Origin of the sequence: Hanstruepera neustonica, assembly GCF_002895005.1 — a bacterium.
In the GTDB taxonomy this organism is placed as follows: Bacteria; Bacteroidota; Bacteroidia; order Flavobacteriales; family Flavobacteriaceae; genus Hanstruepera; species Hanstruepera neustonica.
Genome location: NZ_POWF01000001.1, coordinates 308,269 through 323,370 on the forward strand (window position 1 = coordinate 308,269; position 15,102 = coordinate 323,370).

The window sequence follows — 15,102 nt, forward strand, 5'->3', positions numbered from 1 at the left end:
TTATATTAAGTTAAAAACTTCATTACAGTTGAATACTTCTTGTAAACGCACGCCTTTTTCGGTATTTTTTACTGTAATAATTTCATTATGTGCATCGTGTTCCAAAAATAAGTAATAATTATTATTCACGGCCATTTGCAGGAACTTTTCTTTTTCATCTAATGTCAATAGAGGCCTAGTATCGTAGCCCATTACAAAAGGAATTGGTAAATGTCCTGCTGTTGGCAATAAGTCTGCCATAAAACAAATGGTTTTACCATTGTAATTTATCATGGGAATCATTTGTTTATCGGTATGACCATTTGCGAAAAAAATATCAAAACCAAGAGCGCTATTCTTCAACACATCTAGTTCTGGAAGACCAGTAAAGTTCAATTGGCCACTTTCTTCCATCGGTAAAATATTTTCTTTTAAAAATGATGCTTTTTCCCTTTTGTTGGGTTGGGTGGCCCATTTCCAATGGTCTTTATTGCTCCAAAATCTAGCATTCTTAAAAGCAGGCTCATAACCTGTTCTATCCTTATTCCATTGAATACTACCACCACAGTGATCAAAATGTAAATGGGTCATAAAGACATCGGTTATATCATGTCTATGGAAACCATACTTTTTTAGAGATTTATCTATGGTGTCATTGCCCCAAAGATAATAGTAGCCAAAGAATTTATCACTTTGTTTATCACCCATTCCAGTATCTATTAAGATCAGGCGATTACCATATTCAATAAGTAAACATCTTGCAGCGATATCAATCATGTTATTGGCGTCAGCAGGATTGGTTCGTTGCCAAAGGGATTTTGGAACCACGCCAAACATAGCACCACCATCAAGTTTAAAATTTCCAGCGTTTATAGGATATAAATTCATAGTCTTGCAAATTAATAAAAGTGTTAATATTAAAGAAATGAATGTTAAATCAATAACTTCATTTTAACATTTAGACAAAATTGTAATTATTTAGTATTTTCACAAAAATTAAAAGATATGATAGAATTAGCTGGAATAATCATTTTAGGAATTTTAGCACAATGGGTTGCTTGGCGACTAAAAATACCAGCAATTTTGCCTTTGATTTTAATTGGGCTTTTGGTTGGTCCTATTGCGGCTGAATTTTTATCAGAAGATGGTACAAAATGGATTGAACCTATTTGGAATGGAGAAAAAGGTCTATTTCCTGGTGACGGTTTATATTACTTTGTATCATTAGCAATTAGTGTAATCCTTTTTGAGGGAGGTTTGACATTAAAGCGTGATGAAATTAGAAATGTTGGTCCGGTAATTACGAAATTAATCACTCTTGGATCTGTAATAACCTTTTTTGGAGGAGCCATTGTTGCCCATTATGTTTTCTACTTAAGTTGGGAAGTTTGTTTTTTATTTTCAGCCCTTATAATAGTCACTGGTCCGACAGTAATAACACCTATTTTACGAAATATTCCGCTGAAAAAAGACGTGTCGGCTGTTTTAAAATGGGAAGGCATTTTAATTGATCCAATAGGCGCACTGGTTGCGGTTTTAGTCTTTGAATTTATAAGTGTTGGTGGCGATAGTGGTTTTACTAAAACGGCATTTATAGAATTTGGAAAGATTATTCTTTTTGGAACAACCTTCGGATTTACCTTTGCCCATGCCTTAAAGTTTGTCATAAACAGAAATCTCATTCCGCATTATTTATTGAATGTGGTTTCATTATCAACGGTACTATTGGTTTTTGTTGAGTCTGATGTATTTGCGCATGAATCTGGTTTATTAGCCGTTGTTGTCATGGGCATGGTATTAGGTAACAGCCAACTTCAAAACCGAAAAGAATTACTTTATTTTAAAGAGTCATTAAGTGTCTTGTTGATTTCAATATTGTTCATTTTGTTAGCGGCCAATATTAGTGTTGATGACTTGATGCTTTTATATAATTGGAATACGGCAGTTTTATTTGCCATTGTGGTTTTTATAATAAGACCTTTGGCTGTTTTTTTAAGCACCACGGGTTCAAAATTGAAGACAAACGAAAAAACGTTCATTAGCTGGGTTGGTCCAAGAGGTATTGTAGCTGCAGGAATCGCATCGCTTTTTGGAACCAAACTTATTAAACAAGGTGTTGAAGGGGCCGAATATATCACGCCTTTGGTGTTCATGATTGTTTTGGGAACAGTATTGTTAAATGCTACAACGGCTCGATTTGTAGCCAAAATTTTGGGCGTTTTCTTAACAAAAAGTGAAGGTATTTTAATTATTGGAGCTTCTAAATTTGCTCGTGTTATAGGTCATTATTTGGAATCCAATGGAAGACATGTGGTTCTCATTGACAGTAATCAAACTAATATCAATAAATCTTTAGAGCTCGGGCTTGAGGCATTGAATGTCAACATATACTCTGAAACTCTTACAGATAATATTGAATTGAGTGATGTTGGTTATTTAATGGCTATGACAGCTAATTCCGATATTAACAAATATGCTATCAATAAGTTTAGCAAACAATTTGGTGAGAACGGTAGCTTTAGATTGGTTACTCGAGACGAAATGAAAAATAGTGAGGACAATCCAAAGGAAGGCCTATTTTCTCATACAGACGATTTTATAAAACTAACAGAGGTAACCCGTAAAAATCCGCTTATCAACGAAATACCGATTAGGGATAAGGATCACTACGATAGGTTAATAGAAATAACCAACAACGACGACGATATTGTCCCACTATTCGTGAAAGACAAAGAAGGGGAGCTTCACATTATTTCGTCCTATAATAAGGATACCAATAAGATCAATGATAACTGCAGTCTGGTTTACCTTGGAAAACTATTAAACAGTGATGAAGACAACAATTAGTCGTTCAGTTTTAAAACAGCCATAAATGCTTGTTGCGGTATTTCAACATTACCCACTTGACGCATTTTCTTTTTACCCTTTTTCTGTTTTTCCAATAGCTTTCGTTTTCTGGAGATATCACCACCGTAACACTTGGCAGTGACATCTTTACGTAAAGCTTTGATAGTTTCTCTTGAAATAATTTTTGCACCAATAGCTGCCTGTATAGGTATATCAAATTGTTGACGCGGAATCAATTCTTTTAATTTCTCGCACATCTTTTTACCAATATTGTAAGCATTATCAGCATGTATTAATGCTGAAAGGGCGTCAACTTGTTGTGAATTCAATAAAATATCAACTCGAACCAATTTTGAAGCTCGCATGCCGATTGGAGAATAGTCAAAAGACGCATAACCTTTGGAAACAGTTTTCAACCTATCGTAAAAATCAAATACTATTTCAGCTAGAGGCATATCAAAACTCAATTCAACGCGTTCAGGTGTAAGATAGGTTTGGTTTTTTATTTGACCGCGCTTTTCAATGCATAAGCTCATGACCGAACCAACAAAATCTGCCTTGGTAATAATTGTTGCTTTGATATAAGGCTCCTCAACACGGTTCAAGGTTGAAGGATCGGGCAAATCCGTTGGATTGTTGACAATAATAATATCATCAGGATTTTTATTTGTAAATGCATGGTAAGACACGTTAGGTACAGTCGTAATGACCGTCATGTCGAATTCACGCTCCAAACGTTCTTGAATAATTTCCAGGTGTAGCATGCCTAAAAATCCACAACGAAAACCAAAACCTAGTGCAGCTGAACTTTCTGGTTGAAAAACCAAAGAGGCATCATTCAACTGAAGCTTTTCCATGGATGCTCTTAAATCCTCATAATCCTCTGTGTCAACTGGATAAATTCCAGCAAACACCATGGGTTTTACATCTTCAAATCCACTTATGGCATTTTTAGTAGGCTCTTTAGCATCCGTAATCGTATCACCAACTTTAACTTCTTTGGCTTCCTTAATTCCAGTAATTAGGTAGCCAACGTCTCCAGCCTTAATCTCATTTTTTGGAAGCTGTTTTAATTTCAAGGTTCCAACTTCATCAGCATAATAACTTTTTCCAGTAGCAATAAATTTAATATGCTGTCCTTTTTTAATGGAACCATTTATAACCCTGAAGTAGGTTTCAACACCACGGAATGGATTGTAAACAGAATCAAAAATCAGCGCTTGAAGTGGCTCATCAACATTGCCTTTTGGGGCTGGAACACGTTCAATAATAGCCGTTAATATGTCTTCAATACCCAAACCAGTTTTGGCACTGGCAGGTATGACTTCTGAAGGGTCGCAACCTAACAAATCTACAATATCATCGGTTACTTCTTCGGGATTAGCGCTTGGCAAATCTATTTTGTTAAGCACGGGAATAATTTCCAAGTCATTTTCCAATGCCAAATATAAATTTGAGATAGTTTGTGCCTGAATACTCTGCGCGGCATCAACAATCAGCAAAGCACCCTCACAAGCAGCAATAGAACGCGATACTTCATAGGAAAAATCAACATGCCCTGGAGTATCAATTAAGTTTAATACATATTGCTCGCCATTGTGCATATAATCCATTTGAATCGCATGTGATTTAATGGTAATACCACGCTCACGCTCCAAGTCCATATTATCCAATAATTGGTCCTGCTTTTCACGGTCAGTTACGGAACCTGTAAAGTCCAACAAACGGTCGGCCAAGGTACTTTTCCCATGATCAATATGCGCAATGATGCAAAAATTTCTAATGTTCTTCATAATCTGCTACCAAGCATAAACTGTAAATAGTTTGCAAATATAATTGTTTTATTATGCTTTAAATATTTCTAACCAACAATATTGCAGTATTTTGATTTACGGTAAATCCGTAAACAAAAGTTTAAAACTATTTTTATATTGCATTTCCAAACTAACTCGATGAATCTTAAAATAAAAATTTGCTTACTCATTATAAGCGTCTTAGCTGGTGCGTCAGCTTTTAGTCAAGATTTTTCTGTTTCGGGATTTGTTATTGATACACAAGGTAATCCCATTTCTTTTGCCAATATAGTCCTGTTATCCAAAACCGATTCAACAGCAATCAAAGGAACTACTTCTAATGACAAGGGTTTTTTCCTTATAGAGCATATTGATCCAAACAGTTATTTATTAAGAACGAGTTTTATTGGCTATGGAGAACATGATAAAAATATTACCATTGAAAACACTAGCTTAGATGTTGGGGATATTATTCTTCAGGAGTCAGCTGAATCATTAGATGAAATTTCGATTATTGCAAAAAAGCCAACAATCAAAAAGGAGGCAGATCGATTGGTGTTTAATGTAGAAAATACCGCATTAAGCGAGGGAAATGTTTTGGAAGTTGTTAGAAGCACACCGGGAGTTCTTGTTTTAGATGGATCTATTTCCGTAAAAAATACGACACCCACTGTCTATATCAACGACAGAAAAGTTCAGTTATCTAGTAATGAACTTATGAACTTATTAGAGGGATCACCAGCCAACAGTATAAAGTCTGTTGAGGTTATTACTAATCCTGGCGCAAAATATGATGCTTCTGATGGTATTGTAATTAACATTGTGATGGGGCGAAACCTTATTGCTGGTTATCGAGGTACCATTTTCACCAATTATACGCAAGGGTTTTACCCTAGATATAATGCTGGAATCACCAATTTTTATAAAAACAATAAAATAAATGTATTTGCAAGTTATAGCTATAATAACGATAAAATAGGCCGCGTGAGTGATGAACAGGTGAATTTTATTGACAACAACGATGCCATTTACGAGCGTTGGGATTCTGATTTCGACAGAGTAACCAAATCGCAAACCCATACCATAAATACCAATTTTGACTATTTTATTAATGACAATAACACCTTAAGCTTTTCATCTAATTTGTTGTTTCTCCCGAAATTTGATTATGTCATTAATGGCCAAACAAATGTTTTTGACCCCAATTATAATAGGCTCTATAATTTTGATAATGTGAATAATTCTAGTGATGACAAATACAATTTGGGTTTTGATTTGGATTATGTAAGTCATTTCAATAATGACAGTAAATTGTCTCTAAATGTCCACTTAACCACTTATGATTATAATAGAGACCAGAAAGTTAATAGTAATTACTATTTTAATGATAGTAATTTGAATTTCTCCAATGCCTTTGAAACGACTTCTAAACAAAACACCTTAATCAATACCGCTCAAGCAGATTATAGTTTACCAATATCAGAAAACACTGGGTCGTTATCGTTTGGCGCAAAAGGCTCTTTTGTGAATACCGATAGTGAAATCAATCAGTTTGACATAGAAAATGGTAATACGATTTTTGATCCCAATAACTCAAATGCTTTTGACTACAAGGAAAGCGTCATTGGGGCTTATGCAGAATTTGAAAAGAGTTGGGAAAAGTTTGATTTGAGTTTGGGTTTACGGGTTGAACAGTCTAATATTGAAGGCAAATCTTTAGTAACTAACAACACCTTAACCCAAGATTATTTTAACTGGTTTCCAACGGCAAATGTTAGTTATCAAGCTTCTGAAAAAATGAATTTTTATTCCAATTACAAAAGAAGTATCGAAAGACCAGACTACCAGTCTTTGAATCCATTTAGGTTTTACTTGAATGATAACACCATTGTAACTGGGAATCCTAATTTACAGCCAGCAATAACGGACTATGTTGAATTTGGCATCTCATTAAACAGTCGGTTTTTTGTACAGACTTATTACAAAAACACCGACGCCAGTTTTATGGAGCTTCCTTTGCAAGACAACGATAATAATTTGTTGATTTATACACCCACCAACTTAAGCACGACCATTGAATATGGATTTGACTTTTACACCTTTTTCGATATCACTCAAAAATGGAATGTCTATTTTGTGACATCTGTTTATAATATTGAGGAGGAAGCAACTATCAATAACAACGTACTTAATAGAGATCGATGGTCTAATTATACTGAATTGAGCAATGCTTGGTCATTTTTAAAAGACAATAGCCTATCTGCTAATTTATCGCTGATTTTCATGGGCAAAAACCAACAAGGTTTTCAGGTTGTTGACGGAAGGTTGTTCAGTGAATTATCAATAAAGAAAACTATTTTTAAAGATCGTGGTGCAATAACTTTATCTGCAGGTGATTTGTTTAATAAGCAGGACTTTAAAGTCACCACCAAGTACTTGAGGCAGGATAACTCTAGGTTTTTAAATCAGGATAATAGATTTATAAAACTAGGCTTCAGCTACAAATTTGGAAACACAGGTTTGGAAACCAACCAAAGAAGCAAAGATAAAGCCGAACGAGACCGATTGGAAAAATCAGGCAATTAGTCTTGCCATTCCGCAATGAACAAATTGGTATCGTGGCCGCCACCGTTGTTTCGGTTTGAGGAGAATATCAACTTTTTTCCATCGTTAGAAAACACCGGAAACGCATCGAACGTTTCACTATGGGTAACACGCTCCAAGTTCTTTCCATCAATATCAATTAAATATAAATTAAACGGGAAGCCTCTTTCGGATTCAAAATTTGATGAAAACAGTATTTTTTCTCCACTAGGGTGAAAAAATGGACTCCAGTTGGCATTTCCTAAATTGGTTAATTGACGTAAATCACTACCATCAGCATTGCAGATATATAATTCCATTTCAGTTGGTTGAACCAATCCTTCGGCTAATAATTCTTTATATTCTTTGATTTCTTCTTCTGTTTTTGGTCTTGATGAGCGAAAGATAATTTTTGTTCCATCAGGCGAAAAGAAGGCACCACCATCATATCCTAGTTCAAAAGTAATTTGTTTTACATCACTCCCATCCAGATTCATAGTGTATAGATCAATATCACCGTTTCGAGTTGAGGTAAATACAATTTTATCACCTTTTGGCGATACTGTCGGTTCTGCATCATAACCTTCTTCATTGGTCAGCTGAGCCGTAATATTGCCTTGTAAATCCGCAACAAAAATGTCGTAGGTATCATAAATAGGCCAAATATATTTACCGTTTTTTCGCAAAGGTGTTTCTGGGCACTCATCTCCCCCTAAATGAGTCGAGGCGTATATAATATGTTCATTATCAGGCAAGAAATAGGCACATGTTGTACGGCCTTTGCCAGTACTTACCATTGGAGGCATATGATCTTCAAAGACATCATCAGCTTGCATTAAAAACATCTGATCACAACTCACATTCCAGCCAGTATTATTGGATTGAAAAACAATTTGTTTATCATCAAAGCTCCAGTAGGCTTCAGCATTATCACCACCAAATGTAATTTGCTTGATGGATTTAAAGTGTTTTTCTTCAGGATATATCAAAGAGTCAACCCATTTTGTAGCGCCGGAATTAGCATCGGCTGTTTTTGAGTTATCGGTCTTACAAGAAACGGTAATTAATAAAATAAAAATATAAAAATAAGTTCTCATGCGTTTTCCTTGTCAAAAAGTGGCAATTATTCTGTAATTTCGCCAAAAATAAGATTATTAACATGAAGAAAATATCGCTATTGGTACTTTTTATAACGCTATTAGGTTGTAAAAAAGACTATAAACCAGAAAATAAGATTAAGGAAGATGTTACTTTTTTAGCAGACGACAAACTTGAAGGTCGTCAAACAGGAACAGCTGGCGAGCAGGAAGCCGCGGCTTATATTGCCAAACGCTTTAAAGAATTGGGTTTGCAGCCCAGTGGCACTTCAGACTACTATCAGGCATTTAGCTTTAAACCTAAAACAGATCCTCATAGCGAGGTGTCGTTTACAACCATGGCAGAAGATGGTACTATAACAGGAACCAATGTTTTAGGATATATTGATAATAAGGCCGATAACACCATAATTATAGGCGCACATTATGATCATTTAGGTTATGGTGGTGACGGATCATTGTACAAAGGCGAAAAAGCCATCCACAACGGAGCAGATGATAACGCCAGTGGTGTTGCCGTTATGCTGAATTTAGCGAGTAAACTAAAAGAAACCAATACAGCTAATAATTATTTGTTTATGGCTTTTTCAGGTGAAGAAATGGGTTTGTTGGGGTCTAATTACTTTGTTAAAAACCCAACCATTGACACCAAGGCGGTGAGTTATATGATAAATATGGATATGGTGGGTAGACTCAAACAGGATAGTACTCTAGCGGTTTATGGTACTGGAACGTCGCCTATTTTTAAACAGGTTTTAAATTCACACAATGACAAGTTTAAACTTATAGAAAAAGAATCAGGTGTGGGGCCAAGTGACCACACATCATTTTATTTAGCCGATATTCCAGTAATGCATTTCTTTACTGGTCAGCACGAAGATTATCATAAACCTAGTGATGATTCTGATAAGTTGAATTATGAAGGAATGGAAACCATTTCAAATTATATTTTTGAAATTATCACTGATTTGAATGATAATGGCAAATTAGCTTTCAGAAAAACAAAAAATGAAAGTGAAGAAACGCCACGTTTTAAAGTTGGTTTAGGAGTTGTACCTGATTACATGTTTGATGGAAAAGGTATGCGCATTGATGGTGTGAGCGAAGATAAGCCGGCTCAAAAAGCGGGTTTACAAAAAGGTGATATTGTTATTAAATTAGGTGATAGTGCCATTGTAGACATGATGAGTTACATGCGTGCACTTTCTGTATTTAAGGAAGGTGATTCTACAAATGTACGCGTGGAACGAAAAGGAGATACTTTGGATATAGATTTAAAATTTTAAGAGCTTGGTTAAAATCGGTGACATAGAGCTTCCTGATTTTCCTTTGCTATTGGCGCCAATGGAAGACGTTAGCGATCCACCGTTCCGTGCATTGTGCAAGGAGCAAGGTGCCGATGTGGTGTATACTGAATTTGTATCCAGTGAAGGGTTAATTCGCAATGCTGCAAAGAGCGTGATGAAGTTGGATATCTACGAGAAAGAACGCCCTGTTGGCATCCAAATATTTGGCGCAAATTTAGATAGCATGCTCCAAACCATTGACATTGTTGAAAAGTCCAACCCAGATATTATAGACATTAACTTTGGTTGTCCAGTAAAAAAAGTAGTTAGCAAAGGCGCAGGAGCAGGTATTTTGAAGGATGTTTGCTTGATGGAACAACTCACAGCAGAAATGGTAAAACGAACCAATCTTCCAGTGACCGTAAAAACGCGTCTAGGATGGGATCACGACTCCATTAAAATTGTTGAGGTTGCCGAACGGTTGCAAGATGTGGGCTGTAAGGCCATTGCCATACATGGAAGAACTCGAGCTCAAATGTACAAAGGCAATGCCGACTGGAAACCAATTGCCGAAGTGAAAAACAACCCAAGAATGCACATCCCTGTTTTTGGTAATGGTGATGTTGATTGCCCAGAGCGAGCCATGGAAATGCGAGACAGTTATGGATTGGATGGCTGTATGATTGGTCGAGCCACAATTGGAAACCCATGGTTTTTTAAACAGGTGAAACATTTTTTTAAAACAGGCGAACACTTATCACCCATCTCACTTCAAGAACGTGTTGAAGCAGCCAGAAGACACCTACAAATGGCCATTGATTGGAAAGGTGAAAAGTTAGGGGTTTTTGAAACCAGAAGGCATTACACCAACTATTTTAAAGGTATTCCAAACTTTAAGGAATATAGAATGCAAATGGTTACAAGTGACGATTCAAAAGATGTCTTTCAGGCATTTGATGATGTACTTGCAAATTTTTCTGACTATCAATTTGCCTGACTATAAACCAAACTTTTAGTAATTCTTGAGGAGGCTATTTTTGAGGCACCGACACCAAGTATAGAAATTGTTATAAAAACGATAACAACGTTCTCAATTTTGATGGCCATAGGATAGGGAAGGGAGGGTGTCAACATAACTAATCCAAAAGTTTCTTGTAACCAAACTAATATCAGCCCTAAAATCAAGCCTATAAATCCACCAAAAACAGCCATCATACTGCCTTGTAAAAAGAAAATCTTTTTAATATCTGACAGTGTAGCCCCTAAATTATTTAGGGTATGTAATGTTTTCTTTTTATCAAGAATCATCATGATGATGGATCCTATTACATTAAAAAGTGCAATAATAAGGATCAAAGTGAAAATTAAGTAAACTGCTAAATTTTCTGTGTTGAGCATTTTATGGAGTGCATCATTTAATTCCGATTTGTTCTTTAAAACAATTTTGTCTCCCAAAATACTCAGGATTTTCGCTCTGACTTCGGCTTCATTACCTGGGTCTTTTAATCTAAATTCAATGGCAGAAACTTGATCTTCATTGTACCCTGTCAGATGTTGTGCCATTTCAATTGGCATAAATACGTATTTGTCATTCAATGTTTCGTTTACATCAAAGACACCAACATTTATCGCCTTTACGGAATTAAAGGCTGTTTGAATATCGGTTATTTGACCCTTTCCAGGTTTAGGAATATACAAATCAACTGTTTTACCATAGTCTATAACACCAATTGATAAGCGATTGGAAATACCCCAACCAACTACTATTTGATTGGATTGTTCTGAAAACCAACTTCCAAGAGGTACAATGGAATCAACGGCATTTACCAATTGATAATTAGAATCGACACCCTTAACAAATGCATCAGGATAGCTCTTTTCTTCATAAGAAATTAAAACACGTTCTTCAACAACTTTTGAAAAGTCAAGAATATTGTCGTCAGTCTTGAGGGCATTTAGTTCAGAGGGGGTTATATTAAAGGATTTACCAACTGCAGATTCCGCCTTCAAGTCAGGGTCAATCAATGAAGTAAATTCCAGGGTGAAATCTTTAAGTCCGGCAAAACCAGATAGTACGACAAAAAGGGACAATGCGCCAATAATAACACTGATAGCGGCAATGATAGTAATAAAATTTATAGCATTGTTACTGCTTTTTGAAAGCAAATATCGTTTGGCTATATATAAGGAAAAATTCAATTATGATTTTTTGCGTTTATCCAAAAGATCAGGATCTGTTATAGGATTGTCTGTTCCTTTTAATGATTTTTCAATATTATCAATATACTCCAAAGAGTCGTCAACAAAAAACTCTAATTGCGGCATTCTTCGCAACTGATTTTTGGTTCTTTGTGCCAGCTCATGCCTTATTTTAGAAGCATTTGAACGTATCCCTTCAATTAACTCTTTGGCTTTGTTGTTTGGAAAAATGCTTAAATATACCTTGCCAATTGATAAGTCAACGGTTACCGAAACTTTCGAAACAGAAATTAAAACACCCTGCATTCCACCTTGAGTAGCCGCCTTTTGTAAAATATCGACTAGATCACGCTGTAAAACAGATGCTATTTTTTTTTGCCTTTGACTTTCTTCCATAATAAGTTTCAATTTTAAGAAACGATGATACAAAAGTAACGGATATTTGAAGATTATCTTACTTTTACCATCAAAATTAGTAACTTAACAATTCATGAATAAAATTGAACATATAGGTATTGCGGTAAAAGATATTAAAAAGTCTAACGATTTATTTAGCAAGTTGTTTGGTAAGGCACATTATAAAATTGAAGAGGTGACCAGTGAAGGCGTGAACACTTCTTTTTTCCAGGTTGGTGAAAATAAAATCGAGCTTCTAGAAGCCACCAATCCAGATAGCCCTATTGCAAAATTTATTGAAAAGCGCGGTGAAGGCATACACCATATCGCTTTTGATGTCGATGATATTGAAGCTGAAATTTTAAGATTACAAGGTGAAGGTTTTACTGTGTTAAACAAAACCCCTAAAAAGGGAGCTGATAATAAGTTAGTAGCTTTTTTACATCCAAAATCCACAAACGGTGTTCTCGTGGAGTTATGTCAGGATATAAAGGACTAAAAATGCTTGTAGGGTTTTAAAATATGTAGTAATATTGCACACTCTTTTTAGGAAAAGAGTCATTAGCTTCTCGCTAATTAGGTCCTATAACTCAGTTGGTTAGAGTATCTGACTCATAATCAGAAAGTCCCTGGTTCGAGCCCAGGTGGGACCACAAAAAAAATGACCCTTCAAAACTTTGGAGGGTCATTTTGTTTTTAGAATTTTAAAAAAACCAAGTTTTAAAATTTTTCGTATGTGTTTTTAAATAGCAACAAAACAATTAGTTAAATCAATTGGACAGCAATTTTTTTCTTTTATTTATGACAAAAAAACATATATTTGGCATTTCAAAATGCTATTGAAATTAGGATTATCTGAAAAGAGCTTTTTGTCGAGTTTTTTTGTTATTTAAAGATGATATAAAGCATTTTTATTTTGTTAAATGGCTTTTTTTTATACATTTACGGACTGATGAAAGTACAAAACAGAAAAATAGTTGCCTCAATCTTATTTTTGCTAATAAGTTTTGTATGCGTGGCCCAAACTGGCCCACCTCCACCACAACCACCTCCTCCGCCAGGTTTACCGATTGATGGCGGTGTTATATTCACATTAATTGCCGGCTTATTTTATGGGGTATTCAGGTCTTTGAGATCTAAATAATTAGAGATCCTATTTATTATCCAGAAAGAGCCTTTTTACATATTTTCCTATTACATCAAACTCCAGATTGACCTCGTCTGTTGGCTTAAGATACTTGAAAGTAGTGTGTTCAAATGTATAAGGAATTATAGCAACACTGAACGCGTTCTTTTGTGAGTTGACAACTGTTAGACTAACTCCATTTATGGTAATAGATCCTTTTTCAATGGTTATATTATGTAAGCGATCATCATACGAAAATGTAAAAATCCAACTTCCATCTGCTTCCTCAACACTTTCGCAAATGGCTGTTTGGTCTACATGACCTTGAACAATATGTCCGTCTAACCTATCGGTTAATTTCATGCCACGCTCTAAATTTACCGGATCACCTAATTTAAGTTTGCCAATGGTCGTTTTTTGCAATGTTTCTTCAATAGCGGTTACCGTGTAACGATTACCCTCTACGGAAACAACTGTTAGGCAAACACCATTATGGGACACGCTTTGGTCTATTTTAAGCTCCTGGGCGATATTTGATTCGATGGTTACATGTAAATTAGACTGTTCCTTTTTCAACATTCTAACTACACCTATTGTTTCAATAATTCCTGTAAACATCTATATGGATTATTTGGTTAAATTTGCTTCAACAAAATTACAAACTTAAGTCACAATATAAATGAAGAAAGAGGAAAATGTTATCGTAGGAATATCCATAGGCGATTTGAATGGTATAGGAGGCGAGGTAGTCCTGAAAACGCTAGAGGACAGTCGTACCTTGGAGTTTTTTACTCCAGTAATTTTTGCGTCGGTTAAAACCATTTCTTTTTTAAAAAATCATTTTAATTTCAATGTGTCTTTTAATGGTATAAATAAGTTAACAGATATTGTTCACGGCAAAATTAATGTGTTTAATGCCTGGCATGATAAGGTTGATATTAATTTTGGAGAGGAAAATCCTAAAATGGGCGAGCTGGCTATTAAATCATTGGAAGAGGCCACTAAAGCATTAAAATCTGATGCCATAGATGTTTTGGTTACCGCGCCAATCAATAAACACAATATTCAATCAGATAAGTTTAAATTTCCTGGCCATACAGACTTTCTCAATAAAGAACTAGAAGGGGAAAGCCTCATGTTTATGGTTTCTAATGGTTTAAAAGTAGGGCTTTTGACGGACCATGTTCCCGTTAAGGACATTTCTAAAAACATTACCAAGGCACTTATTGACAAAAAAATCAATACGGTTTATTCTACACTACAAATGGATTTCAATATCAGACGTCCAAAAATTGCCGTCTTGGGTATTAATCCGCACACGGGAGACAATGGTGTTATTGGAAAAGAAGATGACACGGTACTTAGGCCAGCACTCAAAGAGTTAGTTGATTCAGGTAAGCTAGTTTATGGACCCTATGCCGCGGATAGTTTTTTTGGTTCGGGTAATTATAAAAACTTTGACGCTATTATTGCCGCCTACCATGATCAAGGACTCATTCCTTTTAAAACCTTATCGTTTGGTAAAGGGGTTAATTACACAGCGGGACTTTCTAAAATTCGCACTTCGCCAGACCACGGAACGGCTTATGAAATAGCTGGAAAAGGGGAGGCTAATGAAAGCTCCTTTAGAGAAGCCATTTATTTGGCCATTAAACTTTATAGAAACAGGTTGGAAAACAGCATCTTAAATGAAAACCCACTAAAAAAGGGTCAAAAAAAGATATAAACAAAAAAATGTTTATAACCGTCATAAGGTAAATAATATTTTATATATTTGCAGGCTCAAAATAGATGGA

At 35.4% G+C, this 15,102-nt stretch carries 13 protein-coding genes and 1 tRNA gene; 8 read left to right on the forward strand and 6 right to left on the reverse strand.

Going from position 1 to position 15,102, the window contains the following annotated elements; all coding sequences use genetic code 11:
- Positions 1–867, reverse strand: a complete 867-nt coding sequence (locus C1T31_RS01440) for an MBL fold metallo-hydrolase (protein ID WP_103050682.1) — start codon at positions 865–867, stop codon at positions 1–3.
- Between the two features lie 117 nt (positions 868–984).
- On the opposite strand from C1T31_RS01440, the gene C1T31_RS01445 reads away from it, so the two are divergent.
- Positions 985–2,826 (forward strand): cation:proton antiporter, encoded by a 1,842-nt coding sequence (locus tag C1T31_RS01445; protein ID WP_103050683.1) that lies wholly within the window; start codon positions 985–987, stop codon positions 2,824–2,826.
- Here C1T31_RS01445 and lepA read toward each other — a convergent pair.
- Positions 2,823–4,619 (reverse strand): translation elongation factor 4, encoded by a 1,797-nt coding sequence (gene lepA, locus C1T31_RS01450; protein WP_103050684.1) that lies wholly within the window; start codon positions 4,617–4,619, stop codon positions 2,823–2,825. The genes C1T31_RS01445 and lepA overlap by 4 nt on opposite strands.
- 159 nt (positions 4,620–4,778) lie before the next feature.
- On the opposite strand from lepA, the gene C1T31_RS01455 reads away from it, so the two are divergent.
- Complete coding sequence (locus tag C1T31_RS01455) at positions 4,779–7,205, forward strand: TonB-dependent receptor domain-containing protein (RefSeq protein WP_103050685.1); 2,427 nt, start codon at positions 4,779–4,781, stop codon at positions 7,203–7,205.
- On the opposite strand, the gene C1T31_RS01460 is transcribed toward C1T31_RS01455, so the two are convergent.
- On the reverse strand, positions 7,202–8,299 hold the full coding sequence (locus C1T31_RS01460) for a TolB family protein (protein WP_103050686.1): 1,098 nt from the start codon (positions 8,297–8,299) through the stop codon (positions 7,202–7,204). The genes C1T31_RS01455 and C1T31_RS01460 overlap by 4 nt on opposite strands.
- Before the next feature lie 62 nt (positions 8,300–8,361).
- Here C1T31_RS01460 and C1T31_RS01465 point away from each other — a divergent pair, with 62 nt between their 5' ends.
- Positions 8,362–9,585, forward strand: a complete 1,224-nt coding sequence (locus C1T31_RS01465) for a M28 family peptidase (RefSeq protein ID WP_103050687.1) — start codon at positions 8,362–8,364, stop codon at positions 9,583–9,585.
- Between the two features lie 4 nt (positions 9,586–9,589).
- Positions 9,590–10,582 carry a tRNA dihydrouridine synthase DusB gene (dusB, locus tag C1T31_RS01470; protein WP_103050688.1) on the forward strand — a complete coding sequence of 331 codons (993 nt, stop codon included), beginning with the start codon at positions 9,590–9,592 and terminating at the stop codon, positions 10,580–10,582.
- Here dusB and C1T31_RS01475 read toward each other — a convergent pair.
- Positions 10,570–11,784 (reverse strand): ABC transporter permease, encoded by a 1,215-nt coding sequence (locus C1T31_RS01475; protein ID WP_103050689.1) that lies wholly within the window; start codon positions 11,782–11,784, stop codon positions 10,570–10,572. The two genes, dusB and C1T31_RS01475, sit on opposite strands and share 13 nt — an antisense overlap.
- A complete protein-coding gene (rbfA, locus tag C1T31_RS01480) occupies positions 11,785–12,180 on the reverse strand; it encodes a 30S ribosome-binding factor RbfA (RefSeq protein ID WP_103050690.1) in 396 nt (131 codons plus the stop codon).
- Positions 12,181–12,274: 94 nt separating this feature from the next.
- On the opposite strand from rbfA, the gene mce reads away from it, so the two are divergent.
- From mce to C1T31_RS14235, 3 genes are all read left to right on the forward strand, one after another.
- Positions 12,275–12,679, forward strand: a complete 405-nt coding sequence (mce, locus tag C1T31_RS01485; RefSeq protein WP_103050691.1) for a methylmalonyl-CoA epimerase — start codon at positions 12,275–12,277, stop codon at positions 12,677–12,679.
- A gap of 80 nt (positions 12,680–12,759) precedes the next feature.
- Positions 12,760–12,833: transfer RNA gene (locus C1T31_RS01490), tRNA-Ile, on the forward strand.
- Between the two features lie 299 nt (positions 12,834–13,132).
- Positions 13,133–13,324 carry a PID-CTERM protein-sorting domain-containing protein gene (locus tag C1T31_RS14235; protein ID WP_103050692.1) on the forward strand — a complete coding sequence of 64 codons (192 nt, stop codon included), beginning with the start codon at positions 13,133–13,135 and terminating at the stop codon, positions 13,322–13,324.
- 9 nt (positions 13,325–13,333) lie between these two features.
- Here C1T31_RS14235 and C1T31_RS01500 read toward each other — a convergent pair whose 3' ends face one another.
- The gene (locus C1T31_RS01500) at positions 13,334–13,924 is read right to left on the reverse strand and encodes a riboflavin synthase (protein WP_103050693.1); all 591 of its coding nucleotides are present in this window, start codon (positions 13,922–13,924) and stop codon (positions 13,334–13,336) included.
- 61 nt (positions 13,925–13,985) lie between these two features.
- Between C1T31_RS01500 and pdxA the strand changes: the two genes are divergently transcribed.
- Positions 13,986–15,032, forward strand: a complete 1,047-nt coding sequence (gene pdxA, locus C1T31_RS01505) for a 4-hydroxythreonine-4-phosphate dehydrogenase PdxA (protein ID WP_103050694.1) — start codon at positions 13,986–13,988, stop codon at positions 15,030–15,032.
- Positions 15,033–15,102 lie beyond the last annotated feature (70 nt).

Coding starts and splice junctions, on each gene's coding strand:
- C1T31_RS01440 (WP_103050682.1), bottom strand. CDS start 867: ATGAATTTATATCCTATAAACGCTGGAAATTTTAAACTTGATGGTGGT.
- C1T31_RS01445 (WP_103050683.1), top strand. CDS start 985: ATGATAGAATTAGCTGGAATAATCATTTTAGGAATTTTAGCACAATGG.
- lepA (WP_103050684.1), bottom strand. CDS start 4,619: ATGAAGAACATTAGAAATTTTTGCATCATTGCGCATATTGATCATGGG.
- C1T31_RS01455 (WP_103050685.1), top strand. CDS start 4,779: ATGAATCTTAAAATAAAAATTTGCTTACTCATTATAAGCGTCTTAGCT.
- C1T31_RS01460 (WP_103050686.1), bottom strand. CDS start 8,299: ATGAGAACTTATTTTTATATTTTTATTTTATTAATTACCGTTTCTTGT.
- C1T31_RS01465 (WP_103050687.1), top strand. CDS start 8,362: ATGAAGAAAATATCGCTATTGGTACTTTTTATAACGCTATTAGGTTGT.
- rbfA (WP_103050690.1), bottom strand. CDS start 12,180: ATGGAAGAAAGTCAAAGGCAAAAAAAAATAGCATCTGTTTTACAGCGT.
- mce (WP_103050691.1), top strand. CDS start 12,275: ATGAATAAAATTGAACATATAGGTATTGCGGTAAAAGATATTAAAAAG.
- C1T31_RS14235 (WP_103050692.1), top strand. CDS start 13,133: ATGAAAGTACAAAACAGAAAAATAGTTGCCTCAATCTTATTTTTGCTA.
- C1T31_RS01500 (WP_103050693.1), bottom strand. CDS start 13,924: ATGTTTACAGGAATTATTGAAACAATAGGTGTAGTTAGAATGTTGAAA.
- pdxA (WP_103050694.1), top strand. CDS start 13,986: ATGAAGAAAGAGGAAAATGTTATCGTAGGAATATCCATAGGCGATTTG.